The 16,292-nt window shown below is 65.1% G+C and carries 12 protein-coding genes and 1 pseudogene; 9 read left to right on the top strand and 4 right to left on the bottom strand.

The window, feature by feature from the left end; translation table 11 throughout:
• Positions 1 to 48: 48 nt before the first annotated feature.
• From ectB to cydB, 5 genes are all read left to right on the top strand, one after another.
• Complete coding sequence (gene ectB / locus BMI90_RS02795) at positions 49 to 1,335, top strand: diaminobutyrate--2-oxoglutarate transaminase (protein WP_078525742.1); 1,287 nt, start codon at positions 49 to 51, stop codon at positions 1,333 to 1,335.
• 54 nt (positions 1,336 to 1,389) lie between these two features.
• Positions 1,390 to 1,791 (top strand): ectoine synthase, encoded by a 402-nt coding sequence (locus BMI90_RS02790; RefSeq protein ID WP_078525739.1) that lies wholly within the window; start codon positions 1,390 to 1,392, stop codon positions 1,789 to 1,791.
• Between the two features lie 10 nt (positions 1,792 to 1,801).
• On the top strand, positions 1,802 to 3,232 hold the full coding sequence (locus BMI90_RS02785) for an aspartate kinase (RefSeq protein WP_281491806.1): 1,431 nt from the start codon (positions 1,802 to 1,804) through the stop codon (positions 3,230 to 3,232).
• Between the two features lie 172 nt (positions 3,233 to 3,404).
• Positions 3,405 to 4,823 carry a cytochrome ubiquinol oxidase subunit I gene (locus BMI90_RS02780; protein WP_078525732.1) on the top strand — a complete coding sequence of 473 codons (1,419 nt, stop codon included), beginning with the start codon at positions 3,405 to 3,407 and terminating at the stop codon, positions 4,821 to 4,823.
• Complete coding sequence (gene cydB, locus BMI90_RS02775; RefSeq protein ID WP_078525719.1) at positions 4,820 to 5,833, top strand: cytochrome d ubiquinol oxidase subunit II; 1,014 nt, start codon at positions 4,820 to 4,822, stop codon at positions 5,831 to 5,833. The genes BMI90_RS02780 and cydB overlap by 4 nt, the downstream gene beginning before the upstream one ends.
• A 153-nt stretch (positions 5,834 to 5,986) precedes the next feature.
• Here the strand turns inward: cydB and BMI90_RS02770 are convergent, their stop codons facing one another.
• The 3 genes from BMI90_RS02770 to BMI90_RS02760 all read right to left on the bottom strand — a co-directional run bounded on the left by BMI90_RS02770 (position 5,987) and on the right by BMI90_RS02760 (position 10,428).
• The gene (locus BMI90_RS02770) at positions 5,987 to 7,165 is read right to left on the bottom strand and encodes an MFS transporter (protein WP_078525717.1); all 1,179 of its coding nucleotides are present in this window, start codon (positions 7,163 to 7,165) and stop codon (positions 5,987 to 5,989) included.
• An 82-nt stretch (positions 7,166 to 7,247) separates the two neighbouring features.
• Positions 7,248 to 8,261, bottom strand: coding sequence for an NAD-dependent epimerase/dehydratase family protein (locus BMI90_RS02765; protein ID WP_078525715.1), 1,014 nt, complete (start codon positions 8,259 to 8,261; stop codon positions 7,248 to 7,250).
• Between the two features lie 70 nt (positions 8,262 to 8,331).
• Complete coding sequence (locus BMI90_RS02760) at positions 8,332 to 10,428, bottom strand: polysaccharide biosynthesis tyrosine autokinase (protein WP_078525713.1); 2,097 nt, start codon at positions 10,426 to 10,428, stop codon at positions 8,332 to 8,334.
• A 197-nt stretch (positions 10,429 to 10,625) separates the two neighbouring features.
• Here BMI90_RS02760 and BMI90_RS02755 point away from each other — a divergent pair, with 197 nt between their 5' ends.
• The 4 genes and pseudogenes from BMI90_RS02755 to BMI90_RS18925 all read left to right on the top strand — a co-directional run.
• Positions 10,626 to 11,321, top strand: coding sequence for a sugar transferase (locus BMI90_RS02755; RefSeq protein WP_078525711.1), 696 nt, complete (start codon positions 10,626 to 10,628; stop codon positions 11,319 to 11,321).
• A gap of 46 nt (positions 11,322 to 11,367) precedes the next feature.
• Positions 11,368 to 12,735 (top strand): polysaccharide biosynthesis/export family protein, encoded by a 1,368-nt coding sequence (locus tag BMI90_RS02750; RefSeq protein WP_210401910.1) that lies wholly within the window; start codon positions 11,368 to 11,370, stop codon positions 12,733 to 12,735.
• Complete coding sequence (locus BMI90_RS02745) at positions 12,666 to 14,009, top strand: lipopolysaccharide biosynthesis protein (RefSeq protein ID WP_146671193.1); 1,344 nt, start codon at positions 12,666 to 12,668, stop codon at positions 14,007 to 14,009. The genes BMI90_RS02750 and BMI90_RS02745 overlap by 70 nt, the downstream gene beginning before the upstream one ends.
• A pseudogene (locus tag BMI90_RS18925) lies at positions 14,002 to 14,808 on the top strand (polysaccharide pyruvyl transferase family protein); the annotation flags it as partial. The gene BMI90_RS02745 and the pseudogene BMI90_RS18925, both read left to right, overlap by 8 nt.
• Positions 14,809 to 14,923: 115 nt before the next feature.
• On the opposite strand, the gene BMI90_RS19115 reads toward BMI90_RS18925, so the two are convergent.
• Positions 14,924 to 16,252, bottom strand: a complete 1,329-nt coding sequence (locus tag BMI90_RS19115) for an O-antigen polymerase (protein WP_168172708.1) — start codon at positions 16,250 to 16,252, stop codon at positions 14,924 to 14,926.
• Positions 16,253 to 16,292: the final 40 nt, after the last annotated feature.

Here is a 16,292-nt window from a genome sequence, read left to right as displayed (position 1 = left end):
CGCGGCCACGCCTTGCCCTTCCTTCCCCCAATTCGACGGAGATACCCCATGACCGTTCATTCGACGGATAAGACGATCTTTACCCAACGCGAATCCGAAGCCCGCTCCTATTGCCGTGGCTTCGATACCGTTTTCACCAGCGCGCAGGGTTCGGAACTGACCGACGCCGAGGGCAATACCTATATCGACTTTCTCGCCGGCTGCTCGTCGCTTAATTACGGGCATAACGACCCGGACATGAAAGAGGCGCTGATCAACCATCTTCTGGAAAACAAGATGGGCCATGCGCTCGATCTGCATACCGACAGCAAGGGCGAATTCCTGCGCACCTTCGAGGAACATATCCTCGCCCCGCGCGGCATGGATCACAAGCTGATGTTTGTGGGCCCGACGGGCGCGAACGCCGTCGAGGCCGCGATGAAGATCGCGCGCAAGGCCACCGGCCGTACCAACATCATCGCTTTCACCAACGGCTTCCACGGCGTGACCATGGGCGCACTTTCGGCGACCGGTAACGGCTATCACCGCGGCGGTGCGGGCATGGACACTCAGGGCGTGACCCGCATGCCCTATGATGCCTATGCCGAGGGTGTGGATTCGGTCGCGCTGCTCGACCAGATGCTCTCGGACGCCTCGGGCGGCATCGACGCGCCCGCTGCTATCATGCTCGAAACCGTTCAGGGCGAGGGTGGTCTGAATGCCGCCAGCCCCGAATTCATCCAGGGCGTCGAGAAGGTCGCCCGCAAGCATGGCGCGCTCTTCATCATCGACGACATTCAGGCGGGCTGCGGTCGCACCGGCACCTTCTTCTCTTTCGAGGGGATGGGCGTGATGCCCGACATCGTCACGCAAGCCAAATCGATCTCGGGTTTCGGCCTGCCGATGGCGCTGGTTCTCGTGCGTCCCGATTACGATGTGTTCGGCCCGGCCGAGCATAACGGCACCTTCCGCGGCAACACCCATGCCTTCGTGACCGCCACCGTCGCGATCAAGAAGTTCTGGGCCGATGATGCGTTCCAGCGCGAGCTGGCCGTGAAGTCGGATGTGCTGCGCGAAGGTCTCGCCGCCGTGGCCGATCTCGTGCCGGGGGCTTTCCTGAAAGGCCGTGGCCTGATGCAGGGTGTCGATGTCGGCACCGGTGAGCTTGCGTCGGCGATCTGTGGTCGCTGCTTCGAGAAGGGGCTCGTGATCGAGACCTCCGGCAATGAGGATCAGGTCGTGAAAGTGCTTGCGCCGCTGACCACGCCGATGGACCAATTCCGCAAGGGGCTGCAGATCCTGCGCGACGCCACCACCGAGGTGATGGCCGGACGCACGCGGATCGCGGCGGAATAATCCGCCGCTTTCTCCCCCGGCGACCTTGACGATTTAAGACAAGGAGAGACGACAATGATCGTTCGCGACTTCAATGAACTGAAAAACACCGACCGCGCCGTTTCCAACGAGGAATGGACCAGCGTGCGGATGCTGCTGGCCGATGACAACATGGGCTTCAGCTTTCACATCACCACGCTGAAGGCGGGTTCTGACCATACCTTCCACTACAAGCACCATTTCGAGAGCGTCTACTGCATCTCGGGCAATGGCCACATCACCGAGCTCGACAACGGCACCCGCCACGAGATCAAGCCGGGCGTGATGTATGCGCTGAACCTGCATGACCATCACCGCCTCGTTGCGGGCGACGAAGATCTCGTCATGGCCTGCTGCTTCAACCCGCCGGTGACCGGCAAGGAAGTGCACCGCGAGGATGGCTCCTACGCGCCGGCCGAGGAACTCGAAAATTCGTAAGGGGGCCAAATTGACCCAACCTGCCCATACAGTCGAAAAGATCGGCGGCACCTCGATGAGCCGCGTCGACGAACTGCTCGACACGCTCTTCATCGGCAAACGCAAGGACGCCGATCTTTACAACCGTATCTTCGTCGTCTCGGCCTTCGGCGGCATCACCAATCTCCTGCTCGAACACAAGAAGTCGGGCGAGGCGGGGGTCTATGCGCAATTCGCCAAGGCCGACAGCGACCACGGCTGGCACGAGGCGCTCAGCCGCGTCTCGGCCGCGATGATCGCGGCCCATGAGAAAGTGCTCAAGCATCCGGGCGATATCGCGCAGGCCAGCGAATTCGTGCGCGAGCGCATCGAGGGCGCGCGCAACTGCCTGATCGACCTGCAGCGGCTTTGCTCTTACGGGCATTTCCGTCTTTCCGAGCACATGCTGCAGATCCGCGAGTTGCTTTCGGGTCTGGGCGAGGCGCATTCGGCCTTCGTCACCACGCTCCTGCTTCAACGCAATGGCGTCAACGCGCGGTTGGTCGATCTGTCTGGCTGGCGCGACGAGACCGATCACGACCTCGAAGGCCGGATCCTGGGGGCGATGAAAGACGTCGATCCCGCAACCGAGATGCCGATCGTGACGGGCTATGCGCAATGCGCCGAAGGGTTGATGCGCGAGTTCGACCGTGGCTATTCCGAGGTGACCTTCTCCAAGCTTGCGGCCCTCACCGGCGCGCGCGAGGCGATCATCCACAAGGAATTCCACCTCTCCTCTGCCGACCCGAAACTGGTGGGCGAAGGCAAGGTGCGCAAGCTGGGCCATACGAACTATGACGTGGCCGACCAGATGTCGAACATGGGCATGGAGGCGATCCACCCGAAAGCCGCCAAGACACTGCGCCAGGCCGATGTGCCGCTGCGTGTGACCAATGCCTTCGATCCGGGCGATCCGGGCACGCTGATCGACGACAAGCCCGCCGACAAGGCCGCCGTCGAGATGGTGACCGGGCTCGAGATCATCGCGCTCGAGGTGTTCGAACAGGATATGGTCGGCGTGAAGGGCTATGACGCGGCGATCCTCGAAGTGCTGACGCGCCACGACGTGCGCATCATCTCGAAGGCGTCGAACGCGAACACCATCACCCATTATGTCGATGCCCCGATCGAGGTGCTGCAGAAGGTCGAGAAAGACCTCAACAAGCTCTATCCCTCGGCCGAGGTCTCGGCGCGGATGCTCGCGATGGCCTCGGTCATCGGGCGCGATCTGAAGGGTCTTTCGGTGCTGACCCGGGGCCTGCAGGCGATCGCCAATGCGGGTATGGAAAGCCTCGGCGCGACTCAGGGACCGCGCAACGTGGACGTGCAATTCGTGCTCGAACGCGACGATCTGAAGCCCGTCATCAAGGCGCTTCACGGAGAGTTCATCCCGTCGCGAGTTGACCTGAAACAGGCGGCCTGAGCGCCCAAAACCCAATGAACGTTGAGAGCCCGTGCGACCTGTCGCGCGGGCTTGTTTCATTGGGTCTGCGACAAGCCGCCACAGTGCGACAAGGTGAACCACGGCCCGTCGGTTGCCGTAACCACTGCGTAGTCTAGCTCGCCCCTCAACCATAGCAGAAACGCGGACGGACATGAGTATTTTCGACATACCGACACTCGATCTGGCAAGGGCGCAATTCGCCTTCGTCGTCTCGGCACATATCGTTTTCCCAGCTTTCTCGATCGGCACGGCGAGCTTCCTGATGGTGCTCGAAGCGCTCAGGATGATCACCGGAAAAGAGGTCTTCCTCAGGATTTTCGAGTTCTGGAAACACATCTTCGCGGTGGTCTTCGGGATGGGCGTCGTCTCGGGCGTCGTGATGTCCTACGAGTTCGGTCTGAACTTCGCGCATTTCTCCGACAAGGCGGGGCCGGTGATCGGGCCGCTGATGGGCTACGAGGTGATGACGGCCTTCTTCCTCGAGGCGGGTTTCCTCGGGATCACGCTGTTCGGCCGCAACCGGGTGAACAAGTGGATCTACATGTTCGCGGTGGCGATGGTCGCGTTCGGCACGTTGCTCTCGGCCTTCTGGATTCTCTCGGTCAATAGCTGGATGCAGACGCCCGCGGGCTTCGCGATGAACGATGTCGGGCAGTTCATACCGAAGGACTGGTGGGAGATCATCTTCAACCCCTCGCTGCCCTATCGCTTCGTGCATATGGTGCTGGCGGCCTACCTGACCACGGCGCTTGTCGTGGCCGGTGTCGGCGCCTGGCATCACATCAAGGGCACGGCGGATGACGCGGTGCGCGTGATGTTCCGCATGGCGGTGGCGATGATCCTCGTGACCGCGCCGATCCAGATCCTTGCGGGCGATCAGCACGGGCTCAACACGCTCGAGCATCAACCCGCGAAGATCGCCGCGATGGAAGGTCACTGGGAGACGAGCAAGGGCGCTGGGCTGATCCTGTTCGGTATCCCGAACGACAAGACGGAGAGCACTGATTACAAGATCGAAATCCCCTATGCCTCGTCGCTGATCCTGACCCACTCGCTCGATGGCGAGGTACCCGGTCTGGGCGATTTCCCGAAGGATGAGCGTCCGCCGATGACGATCGTGTTCTTCACGTTCCGGATCATGGTGGGGCTTGGTTTCGCCTTCGCCGCGATCGGGCTCTGGGGGGGCTGGCTGATGTGGAGAAAACGCCTGCACGAGCCGGGGCTCTATCACAAGGTGGCGCTGGTCTTCGCGCCGGGCGGGTTCCTCGCGATCATCATGGGCTGGTTCACCACCGAATTCGGCCGCCAGCCTTACACGGTCTATGGCCATTTCACGACGGCCGAGTCCGTGTCGAACCTGAGCCACACGGCGGCTTGGGCGGGCCTGATCGGCTTCGTGCTGGTCTATGCCTTCCTCTTCGGCTCGGGGATCTTCTACCTCGGGCGGCTGATGAAGCGCGGCCCCGAAGGCGCCGAACCGGTCGAGAACACGCCGCAGCGCGCCGCGGGCGTGGCGGGCGCGATGCTCGCCAAGGACGTCACCACCGACAAAGAGGAGGCCCACGCATGAGCGGCTTCGCCCATTACCTGCCCGATATCTGGGCCGCGATCATCGCCTTTGCCATCATGACCTATGTCGTGCTCGACGGGTTCGACCTTGGCATCGGCATCCTCTTCCCCTTCCTCGGTTCGGACGAGAACCGGACCCGCGCGATGAACTCTGTCGCGCCGGTCTGGGATGGCAACGAGACCTGGCTGGTGATGGGGGGCGGGGGGCTGCTTGCCGTTTTCCCGCTGGCCTATGGGGTGATCCTGAACGCGCTTTACGTGCCGATCATCATCATGCTGCTGGCGTTGGCCTTCCGCGGCGTGGCTTTCGAGTTCCGCGGCAAGACCCGGCGCTGGAAACCGCTCTGGGACAAGGCCTTCTTCGGCGGCTCGCTGGTGGCGACACTGGCGCAGGGCGCAATCCTAGGCGGTCTGCTGCGCGGCCCCGAGGTCACCGGGCGCGCCTTCACCGGCGGCCCGCTCGACTGGGTGAGCTTTTTCTCGTTGGGCACGGCGCTGGCGTTGGTGGCGGGTTATGTGATGCTCGGTGCGGCCTGGCTGGTGATCAAGACCTCGCATGACCTTTATGATCTCGCGCGCCGGATCGGGCAGGGGGCGCTGGTCGCGACGCTCGGTTTCATCGGGCTGGCCTCGCTCGCGACGCCCTTCCTGCACCCCGAGTATTTCCAGCGCTGGTTCGCCTGGCCGGGGATCATCCTGAGTGGTGTCGTCCCGCTCCTGCTTCTGGCGGCGGGCTATGGCTACTGGAAGGGGATCCGCACGGATCGCGGCGTGGTGGCCTATCTCTCGGGGATCGCGATCTTCGTGCTGTGTTTCGCGGGGCTGGGCCTGTCGATCTTCCCCTATATCGTGCCGATGTCGATCACGATCCGGGAAGCCGCGACGCCCCCGATCTCGCAGGGGTTCATCCTTGTCGGTGCGGTGATCTTCCTGCCGATCATTCTCGGCTACACGGCCTATGCCTATTACGTCTTCCGGGGGAAAACCTCGGAGCATGAGCACCACTACTGAGACGACCCGGACCGTCCGGCGAACGGGGTGTGGCGATACGTTCCGTTCACTCGTACAGAGCCTTTCCCTCTGCTCCTCCGGCCAGTCCGGTCTGCGCGCGTCCTTTGGGGCGCGCGCGCTTTTTGTCGGAGCGGTCGGATCAGCTGGGCCGGTTCAGGCGAGGGAGGCCGTCGGACGGCGGCTGTCGAGCCAGGCTATGCCGAGGAACATGAGCCCCGCTAGCGCGAGCCCCGCGCCGACATAGCCGGTCGCTTCCCAACCGAAGCCGTGCGCAAGCGCGATCCCGGCAAGGAACGGCCCGATCGCATTGGCGAGGTTGAAGGCGGCATGGTTGAGGGCTGCGGCGAGCGTCTGGGCATCGCCCGCGACCTCCATCAGGCGCACCTGCATCGGGATCACCATCCCGGCCGTCGAGCCGAGCGCCACCATCGCGAGAGACATTGCGACCCAGTTGCCGATGGTGACCGTATAGAGCAGCACCATCACGAACATCCCGCACAGCAGGATGAACCCCGCGCCGAACCGCGACCAGTCCGAGAGCTTTCCCGCGATCATGTTGCCGATCGTGCCGCCCACCCCGAAGGCCGAGAGCGCGACCGGGATCGTCCAGGCCGGTCCGGCTTGGGTGTCGATCATCGCGGCCGACAGGTAGGAATAGACCGCGAAGATGCCGCCGAAACCGACCGATCCGACCAGCAGCGTCAGCCAGACCGAGCGGTTGGCCAACGCGCCCAGCTCGCGCATCGGGCTTGCGTTCGGATCACGCGGCGTGACCGGGGCGACGCGCCAGATCATCGCCGCCGAGAGCCCGCAGATCACTGCGACGATCGCAAATCCCCAGCGCCAGCCGAAATTCTGCCCGATCGCGCCCGCCAGCGGCACGCCCACGACATTGGCGACCGTCAGCCCCGTGATCACCCAGGCCACGCCCTGCGCGCGTTTGCCCTTCGGCATCAGGTCGGCGGCAAAGAGCATCGCCATCCCGAAATAGGCGCCATGCGGGAGGCCCGATGCGAAGCGCGCGATCATGAATGCATCCATGTTCGGCGCAAAACCCGCAAGCAGATTTGCCACCGCGTAAAAGCCCATCAAGCCGATCAGGAACTGTTTGCGCGGGATCTTCGCCCCGACCACCGCGAGCACCGGCGCACCGATCACCACGCCAAGCGCATAGGCCGAGATCGCGTGGCCCGCCTGCGCCTCGCTCACGCCGAAATCGGCGGCGTAATAGGGTAGCAGCCCCATCGTGGCGAACTCGATCACACCGATACCGAAGGTGCCAAGGGCCAGCGACAGGATCACGGCCCGCGCGTGGCGGGGGCTGAGCGTCATGGGAGGTCTCCGAAGAAGGGCGAGGTTTCGCGTCAAAGCCGCGATCTAGCCTCTTGCCACGTCGCTGCAAGGGGGCAGGGCGTCATTTCCCGTAATAGTCGCGGAACCACGCCACGAATTTCGCGATCCCGTCGCGCACATCCGTTTGCGGGCGGTAGCCGGTCAGGCGTTGCAGCAGCGAGGCATCCGCCCATGTCGCGGGCACGTCGCCTTTCTGCATCTCCATGTAATTGCGGATCGCGGGGCGACCCAGCTCGGCCTCCAGCGCATCGACGAAATCGAGGAGCTTCACCTTGTCCGAGTTGCCGATATTGACGATCCGGTAGGGGGCCACGGGCGAGAGGCTGTCGCCCTCGGCGATGTCGTCGCGTGAAGCGGGACGCTCGGGGATCGCGTCGATCAGCAGGCGGATGCCGCGCACGAGGTCTTCGACATAGGTGAAGTCGCGATACATCTCGCCGTGATTGTAGATGTCGATCGGGCGGCCATCGAGGATCGCGTCGGTGAATTTGAAAAGCGCCATGTCGGGCCGCCCCCAGGGGCCGTAAACGGTGAAGAAGCGGAACATGGTGGTGGGGATATTCCACAGATGGGCATAGGAATGGCCCATCGACTCGGTCGCTTTCTTGGTCGCCGCATAGATCGTCAGCTGCGTGTCGGCCTTGTCGGTCTCGGCATAGGGCATGTCCTCGTTGGCGCCGTAGACCGACGAAGTCGAGGCCATCAGCAGGTGCTGAACCGCGTGGCGCCGGGCGGCCTCCATCACGTTGAACGTGCCCACGACATTCGCGTCGACATAGGCGCGGGGCTGTTCGAGGCTGTAACGCACGCCGGCTTGCGCCGCGAGATGGACGATGATTTCGGGTTTGAAGTCATCCGCCATCGCGTCGAAGGTCTCGAGATCTTCGAGCATCCCCTCGGTCGCGGTGAAATTCGGGTTCTGCAGCAGCATCGCGTGGCGGCGCTGTTTGAGGGCCACGTCGTAATAGTCGGTCATCCCGTCATAGCCATGCACCCGGAAGCCCTCGTCGAGGAGCAGCTTTGCCAGGTGATAGCCGATGAACCCAGCGGTGCCGGTGATCAGGATGCGCGTCATGTCTGCTGCCCTTCGCTTTCGCCTGCCTCCGCAGTAGCGAGGGCCGGGGAGGAAGGTCAAGCGCCCATCCCTATTCGGCTACCCCGTAAGCGGCATAGCTGCCATAGCGCAGGTCGGAACGGTCCTGCGCATAGCGGCGCATCTTTGCCATGTCGACTTGCGTCAGCACCAATCCCGTCACGGGCCGGTTCACCGTCTCGAACATGCGCAGCGCCTCGTCGAGCTGTCCCTGCGTGGTCGCGTTCCAGCGCACGGCGAAGAGAACCGCATCGGCAGCCTGCGCCTGAATGCGGGCGTCGGGGACGATCAGCACCGGGGGGGTGTCGATGATGACATGGTCGTAATGGCCGCGCGCTTCCTCGAGGAAATGGCGATAGGTGGCCGAAGCAAAGAGATCGGCGCCATTCGCCGTGCTTTCGTCACCGATCAGCAGCGACAGGCCGCTTTGCGCGTCGTGTTGCACGGCCTCTTCCAGCTCCACCTGCCCCGAGAGAACAGAGGCGAGCCCCGCTCCACCCGCCAGACCGGGGAAGTACTCGCCTAGGGTGTGGCGGCGCAGATCGCCCTCGACCAGCAGGACCGCCTTGCCCGAGGCCGCGAGGTTCACCGCCAACGCGATCGCGGTGGTGGTCTTGCCCTCGCCGGGCAGAGCCGAGGTTGTCAGGATGACGCGCGGCGGCGCATCGACATTGGCGAGCATCAGCGAAGTGCGCAGGTTGCGCACCGCCTCCATCGCGGGCGAGCCGGGCGAGTCGAGCAGGAAGCGCAGCATCTCGGGGCGCGCATGGGCGCGCAGAAGCGGGATCTGTCCCATCACCAGCGTGTGGCTCGCAGCCTCGAGTTCGCGCGCGGTGCGGAAGGCGGTGTTGCGCAACTCGCGGGCGGCGACCAGAGCGATCCCCGCCACGATCCCGATCGCGGCGGCAAGTCCCAGCACCAGCCCCCTGCGCGGGCTCGCGGGGTGATCGGGGATCACCGCTTGCGAGAGAATGCGTGCATCCGCCTGCTGGATGCCGTTTTGCGCAGAGGTTTCCTTGAGGCGGTTGAGGAAGAACTCATAGACCATCCGGCTCGCCTCGGCCTCGCGCGAGAGCTGTTGCAGTTCGATCATGTCCTCGCCCTGCCGGGAAATCTGCCCCTGAAGCGCCACTTCCGAGGTTTCGAGCGCCGCGATCTGATCCTCGGCGCGCAGCAGGTCGGCCTCGGCCTGCGCAACGAGCGCGGCGAAGCGGGCATCGAAACCGGCTTGATCGTCGGGCGCGATCCGGTCGAGTGCGGGATCGGCGGCGGCGGCGCGCTTGTCACCTGCGCCCTGCGCCTCGCTCAGCGCCCCGAGATAGGTCTCGCGGGCGTCGCGTTCATGCCGGATCCGGCTCAGCCTGTCGCGGATGTCCTTGAGCTGAACTTCCAGCGCGCCAAGGGCTGTGGCCGAGATCAGCGGGCTTTGCGTGTTGAAGGTCTTCACCCGCCCCTCGGCGGTCTCCAGCTCCTGCTTGAGCATGCCGACCCGTTCGGTCAGCCAGCTCGTCGCGGTCTCGGTCGCCTCGAACTTCACCTCGATCTGGTTGCGGATGTAGAGCCGCGCGATCGTATCCGCGATCCGGGCGGCCTTCGCGGGATCTTCGGAGGTGACGGCGATCTCGAAGACGTAGCTCGAGGGCAGGTTGCGGACCTTGAGCGCGTCGATCAGCGCGGTCGTGGTCGCATCGCGGATCTGCTGTGGCGAGGCATCGGGCCGCGCGGGGCGCAGGAGCGAAAGCCCGCGATCGAGCCACGAGGGCGATGCAAGGCGGGGGTTGAACTCCGGGTCCTGCACAAGATCAAGCGCTTCGACGACCCGGTTGAGCAAGCCTCGCGAGCGAAGCACCTCGACCTCGCTGTTGAGTTCATCCGCATCGCCGCGAATTCCGTCGACCACCCCGTTGAAGTCGACGACCTCGGCGCGATGGGTGTCGAGGATCACCGTTGCGCGCGCCACGTAGCGCGGTGTGGCGAGCATCGTAAGATAGAGCCCCGCAGCCACCAGCGCGAGCGCGAGTGCCGCGAGGATCACCCGCCAGCCCCGCGCCAGCATCGCAAGCGTTACCAGCGGATCGACGGTCTCGGTATCGGAAGGGGAGGGGCGGCTTGAATGGCCGGAGGCGCGAGGGATCTGAAACTTCTTCAACGGGGTCTCCGCGCGGAAATGGACTCTGAGGGCGCAACTCAAAACGGAAAAATAGGCCTTGCGACAACTTATAGTTGACCGGCTCACGAAATTTCGCAATGGATAAACTTCTTGTGAACGAAATGGCCGGGGACAGGCCGCTTCGTGAACGGGACTCGCTACCGTGGGGCAGGGGTGTTCTGGGCGAGGAGAGGCTGATGAGCACCTTCGATGTGCAAGGCTTCTATACTCAGGATGCCATCCCGGTACCGCCGGGGCTTGCCGCTCCGGGCGGCTGGCGTCCTGTCTATTTCCGTATTGGCAAACGGCTGTTCGATCTGGTCGGCGTTCTTCTGCTTGCACCGATCGTGCTCCCGGTGATCGGGTTGCTCTGGCTCGCGGTGCGCCGCGACGGGGCGGCAGGGTTTTACGCGCATCGCCGGGTCGGGCGTGGCGGGCGCAGCTTCCGCTGCTGGAAGCTGCGCACCATGGTCCCCGATGCCGAGCTGAGACTAGCGGATCATCTGGGGCAGGACGCGGCGGCGGCTGCGCAATGGCAATGCGCCCGCAAGCTCGACAACGATCCGCGGGTGACCCGGCTCGGGCGGTTCCTGCGCGCCACCAGCCTCGACGAACTGCCGCAACTCTGGAACGTGTGGCGCGGAGAGATGAGCCTCGTCGGTCCCCGCCCCGTGATGCGCGAGGAACTGAGCTTCTACGGGCGGTTCCGTCCCATCTACGAGGCGCAACGTCCGGGGATGACCGGGCTCTGGCAGGTCTCGGGGCGCAACGCGGTCTCCTACGAGGCGCGGGTGGCCTTCGATGTCTGGTATTTCATGCGCTGCTCGCTGCTGCACGATCTGGGGATCTTGCTACGCACCGTCGCGGTGGTGCTGGCCCGGACCGGGCAGTGAGCGCCCGCGCCGGTCAAAGATAAAAAAGAGAATGAGGCAGGGGCAAATGAGGGATTGGAAAGCAGAGCTTTGGCGCGGGCCGATACTGGCCCTTGTCTTGATGTTGCCGGGCTGCGGCGTGGTCTATAACAAGAGCGCGGTGATGCCCGGGCAAAGCGCGCAAGGCGATGTGACGGTGCGCGAAATCACCCCGCAAGCCGTGCTGGAGGCCAATGGCGCGGGCTATTCGCCGCGTGCGCTGCCGGCCTATTTCGTCCAGAGCGCGGGCGGCGAGGGGCTGCGCAGAACGGGGGGCGCGCCAGCCCCGGCAATTGACCGGCCCGCGCGTCCGGCGCAACTCGCGACACTCCTGCCTCCGCCCGCCAGCCCGGGCAGCTACCGGATCGGGGTCGGTGACGTAGTGCTGCTTGCCACGCCGAAGACCGGCTCGAGCGTGGAGGAACTTTCGGGCCTGCTCGCGGCGCAGAACGCGCGGCAGGGCTACACGGTGCAGGATGACGGGACGATCTCGATTCCGGGTATCGGGCGCGTCGAGATCGCGGGCATGACGATCGAAGAGGCCGAGGCCGCGCTCTTTCGGCAGTTCCTCGACAAGAACGCGAACCCGAATTTCTCGGTCGAACTGGCGGAGTTCCATTCGCAGAAGGTCACTATTGGGGGGGCGGTCGCCGATCCCGGCGTGATCGCGATCGGGCTGAGCCCGCTTTATCTCGATGAGGCGCTGGCCGAGCGCGGCGGGGTGCGCGGCTCCGATCCCGATTATGCGCTGGTGCGGATTTTCCGAGCGGGAAAACTCTACCAGATCCCGCTCGTCGATCTCTACAAGCGCTCCGGTGCGCAGAGGGTCCGGCTTGCCTCGGGCGATAGCGTTTTTGTCGGCTCGGAATATGATCTCGACAAGGCGGCGGCCTATTTCGAACAGCAGCTCAAGCTCGGCGCCTACCGGGAGAGTGAGATGAAAATGCTAGCGACGCAGGTCGAGCTGCGCCGCGCCGCGCTGAAAGAGAAACGCGAGAGCTTCGCCGCGCGGCTGGAGCTGGGCGCGGAGAAGCGCGACTATGTCTATATCGCGGGCGAGTTGCCCAAACAGAGCCGCTATGCGCTCCCCTTCGGTCAGACCGCCTCGCTTGCCGATGCGCTGTTCGACGAGGCGGGCGGGATCTTCACCCAGACCGCCGACCCGCGTCAGATCTACGTGCTGCGGGCGGCGGAGGTGCCCGAACCTCAGGGGCAGGTCACCGCCTGGCATCTCGATGCGGGCAATGCGGCGGGGCTCTTGCTTGCGACCCGGTTCGAGCTGCGCCCCAATGACGTGGTTTTCGTCGCGGCGCAGAAGGTCACGCATTGGAGCAACGTGGTCAACGCGATCATGCCGAGGATGCTGAGCGCCTCGATCAGCAAGACGGCGGAGTAAAGGTGGCGGCGCGGTCGTCCCTCTCCGTCCCGGCGGCGATGAACTCGATCCGCTCGGATCTGGGCTGGTCGCTGTTGGGGCAGGGGACATTTCTTCTGGCGCAGGCCGGGCTGGTCGTGGCGCTGGCGCGGCTGGCGCCGCTCGAGGATGTCGGGCGCTATGGCATCGCGGTGTCGCTGGCCTCGATCACCTTCCTCGCTGTGGGGCTGGGCCTGCGTATGGGGCTCGCGACCGATGCCGAGGGCCGCGCGCGCTTCGGGGTGTATTTGGGGCTGCGCGGGCTGACGACGGTGGCCGCGCTCGCGGTGATGGCGGTGGCGGCACTGGCTTTGGGGCTGCGCGACCCGGCGCTGGGTGCGATCCTCGTGATGGTGGCGCTGGCGCGCGGTGCCGATGCGCTCAGCGATCTGAGCTATGGCGCCTTTCAGTCGGCGGGGCGGATGGACTCGGTTGCGCGCTCGCTTGCGCTGCGTGGGCTCGCGGGACTGTCGGCCTTTGTCGCAGTCATTCTTGCGAGCGGATCGGTGGCGCTGGCTGTCGCGGGGCAGGCGGTCGCGTGGGCTGCGGTAGCGCTGGGACATGATCTGCCACAGGCCGCGCGCTTCGTTCGCTTGCGTCCCGATTTCACGCGCACGCGGCTCGTGGCGTTGCTGCGCGAGACCCGGGCGCTCGGCCTCGCGATGCTGCTGGGCGAAATCGGAACCGCTGCGCCAAGGCTGATCGTCGGGGCGCTGCTGCCTCTGGCGCTGGCCGGGATCTATACGGCGGTCGGCTACGTGCTGGTGCTCGGCACCGCCTTCGCCGCCGCGCTGAGCCAGGCGATGGCGATGCGGCTTGCCCGCGCGAACCGCGAAGGGCAGGGTGCGTTCGGCCGGATGCTGGCGCGTTTTGCCGGGGGGCTCGCGGCGCTTGGCTGCGCGGCTCTGGTGATTGCCGCGCTCTTCGGCGGCCCGCTTCTCAACCTCGTCTTCGGTCCCGGTTTCGCGGCTGAAACCCGGCTTCTCACTCTGATGGCGGGCGTTCTGGCACTGCGCCTGCCGATTGCGGCGCTGCAGACCGGGCTCGTCGCGCAGCGTCGCTTTGCCTGCCTCGCGGGCTTGCGGTTCGGGGTCATGCTCGCGATCCTCAGTGGTGCGGTGGCGGGGGCGCAAATTGCCGGGCTCGAAGGAGTGGCCCTTGCTCTGCTGATCGTCTCGAGCGCGCAGCTGGCGCTGCTTATTGCGCTGTTGCGCCCGACCACGTCCTGCCTCTCAAAGGAGCCCGCCCGTGTCTGACGCATTCTTTGCCCCGCGCCGCGCCGTGGCGATCCTCGACCCGGCCATCGCCACGCGCAACGCGGGCGACGAGATCATCTCGCAGGCCGCGCGCCACTGGATCCGTCAGGCGCTGCCGGATCACTTCCTGACGCATCTGCCGACGCATGAACGCATGGGCATTCGCTCGCACCGGCTGATCCGGCAGGCCGATCATGCGATCGTCGCGGGGAGCAACCTGCTGACCTCGCGGCTGCTTTTTGATCGGGGGTGGCGGGTCGGGCTGCGCGACTTGGCGCTGGTGAACAAACTGGTGCTGCTCGCCGCGGGCTGGCGCGATTACGAGCGCCCGCCCAGTGCGATGACGGCGGCGATGCTGCGGCGGCTGCTGTCACGCGAAGCGGTCCATTCGGTGCGCGACAGTCACACCAAGGAGATGCTCGCGCAGGCAGGGATCGAGAACGTCGAGGTGACTGCTTGTGTCACGATGTGGGGGCTGGAGCCCGAGCCCCTCTCCCACATCCCGCAAACCAGGGCCGAGGAGGTCGTCACCACCTTCACGATGCGAAAACCGTCCCCGGCCGACGCACGTATCTTCGATCTGCTCGCGCGGAGCTATCGCAAGGTCCATGTCTGGCCGCAGGGGATCGACGATCTCGATTATGTCACACAGTTAACGCAAGGCCGAGCCGAGATCCTCGCGCCCACACTCGAGGCCTATGATGCGCTTCTCGCAAGCGGCCGGGGGCTCGATTATGTCGGCAACCGGCTGCATGGCGGCATCCGGGCACTGCAAAAGGGACGGCGCGCGCTTATCCTGTCGATCGACAACCGTGCGGCCGAGATCGCCCGCGATACCGGCCTGCCGGTGATCGCGCGCGATGCGCCCGAGGTCGAGATCGCGGCGCGGATCGCACAGGGCGCGCCCCTGAGCGTCACACTTCCCCGGACCGCCATCGCGCGCTGGCTCGGCCAGTTTTCCCGCGCAGGCGAAGCGCCAGCGACAGGATGGCAAGCGGGATCAACGTCAGCACGATCTGCTGGGGCGCTCCCGTTCCGACCCCACCCTTGAGGATCAGGATGCCGAGCGCGGGGGCTAGCACCGCGTCCCATGTCCGGCTGCGTACCCGGCTGTAGGCGCTGTCGAATAGCCCCGCGACCGCGCCCGAGAGCGCTGCGCCCAATACCACACCGATCCAGCCGAAATTGACGAACCAGTCGCCGATCACCGTGACGGGCCAGCCATTGACCTTGCCGGGTTCGTAGACCTGCCGGAACCAGCCGCCGACATTGAAGATCTGGCGTTCGGGCAGGATCTGGCGCGGCACCATGGCGAGGATCCCGTTGCGGAAATCGGCGCCCTCGCGCAATTCGTAGCGGCTGCCCGCATCCTTGATCGCGAGGCTGAGCGCGTCGAATTCCGCGAGGTGCAGCGAGTTCGAGAGGCTGCGTGTCAGGCTGCGCTCGGAATAGGGCGTGCCGGTGAGAGCTTCGAGCCGCGCCTCGCGCAGGTTGCCCATCGCGAAAAGCGCGACAAACAGGATCGCGGCACCGATCAGCACGCGTATTGGCCGCAGCGGTGCGATCAGCACATGCCAGGACAGCGCGCCCGCGATCAGGATATAGGCGATATTGCCTCGGTTGCCCCAGGCAAAGCTCGTCCCCATCGCTATGAGTAACAGCGGCGCGTAAAAGAGGAAGGCAGAGCGGCGGCGGGCTGGGGTCTCGGCCCGGCGGATCTCCTCAAGCAGTCCGTAGAGGCTCAACATCAGGCTGAGCACCGCGAGATGGAGAAAGAGGAAAAGCCCCGACATCTCGCGCGCGACCTTCACCTTGTAGATAAAGGCGCCGGGCGACCCCGACTGAAGGACGAACCCCGCCGTGATCGCGCCTGTGAGGAGTGCCAGCCCCGCCGCGAACAGGCGCAAACGCGCGGGGTCGGGGGTGCTGACCGGACGGGGAAGAAGTGCTGCGCCCAGCCGGGGCAGATAGGCGCGCATCGCCAGTGCGCAAAGTGTGAAGAGCCCGATCCAGAGTAGCGCCGCAAGCAGTGCTAACGCCGCGTCGAGCGCCACATCGTCAAAGGCATTCGCCGGTTGTGGCATATCCAGACCGGAAAAGAGCGTCAACGGCCGGATCAGCAGCAGGACGCAGAGATAAAGGAGCATCGCCACCGCGCTCAGCATTCCTGCGCGATAAAGCAAGACCAGGCTCGTCAGGGCGACGATCAGGGTCAGAGCGTAGGCCGTCAGAGCGATCGGCATGGTGCGCCCTCCTCTTGGCCCGGGGCTCTGCCGTCGATCC

The sequence above is a fragment of the Thioclava sp. L04-15 genome (genome assembly GCF_002020275.1).
Classification (GTDB): domain Bacteria; phylum Pseudomonadota; class Alphaproteobacteria; order Rhodobacterales; family Rhodobacteraceae; genus Thioclava; species Thioclava marina.
The sequence above is the reverse complement of the archived record's forward strand: the minus strand, read 5'-3'. Positions and strand labels throughout refer to the sequence as shown.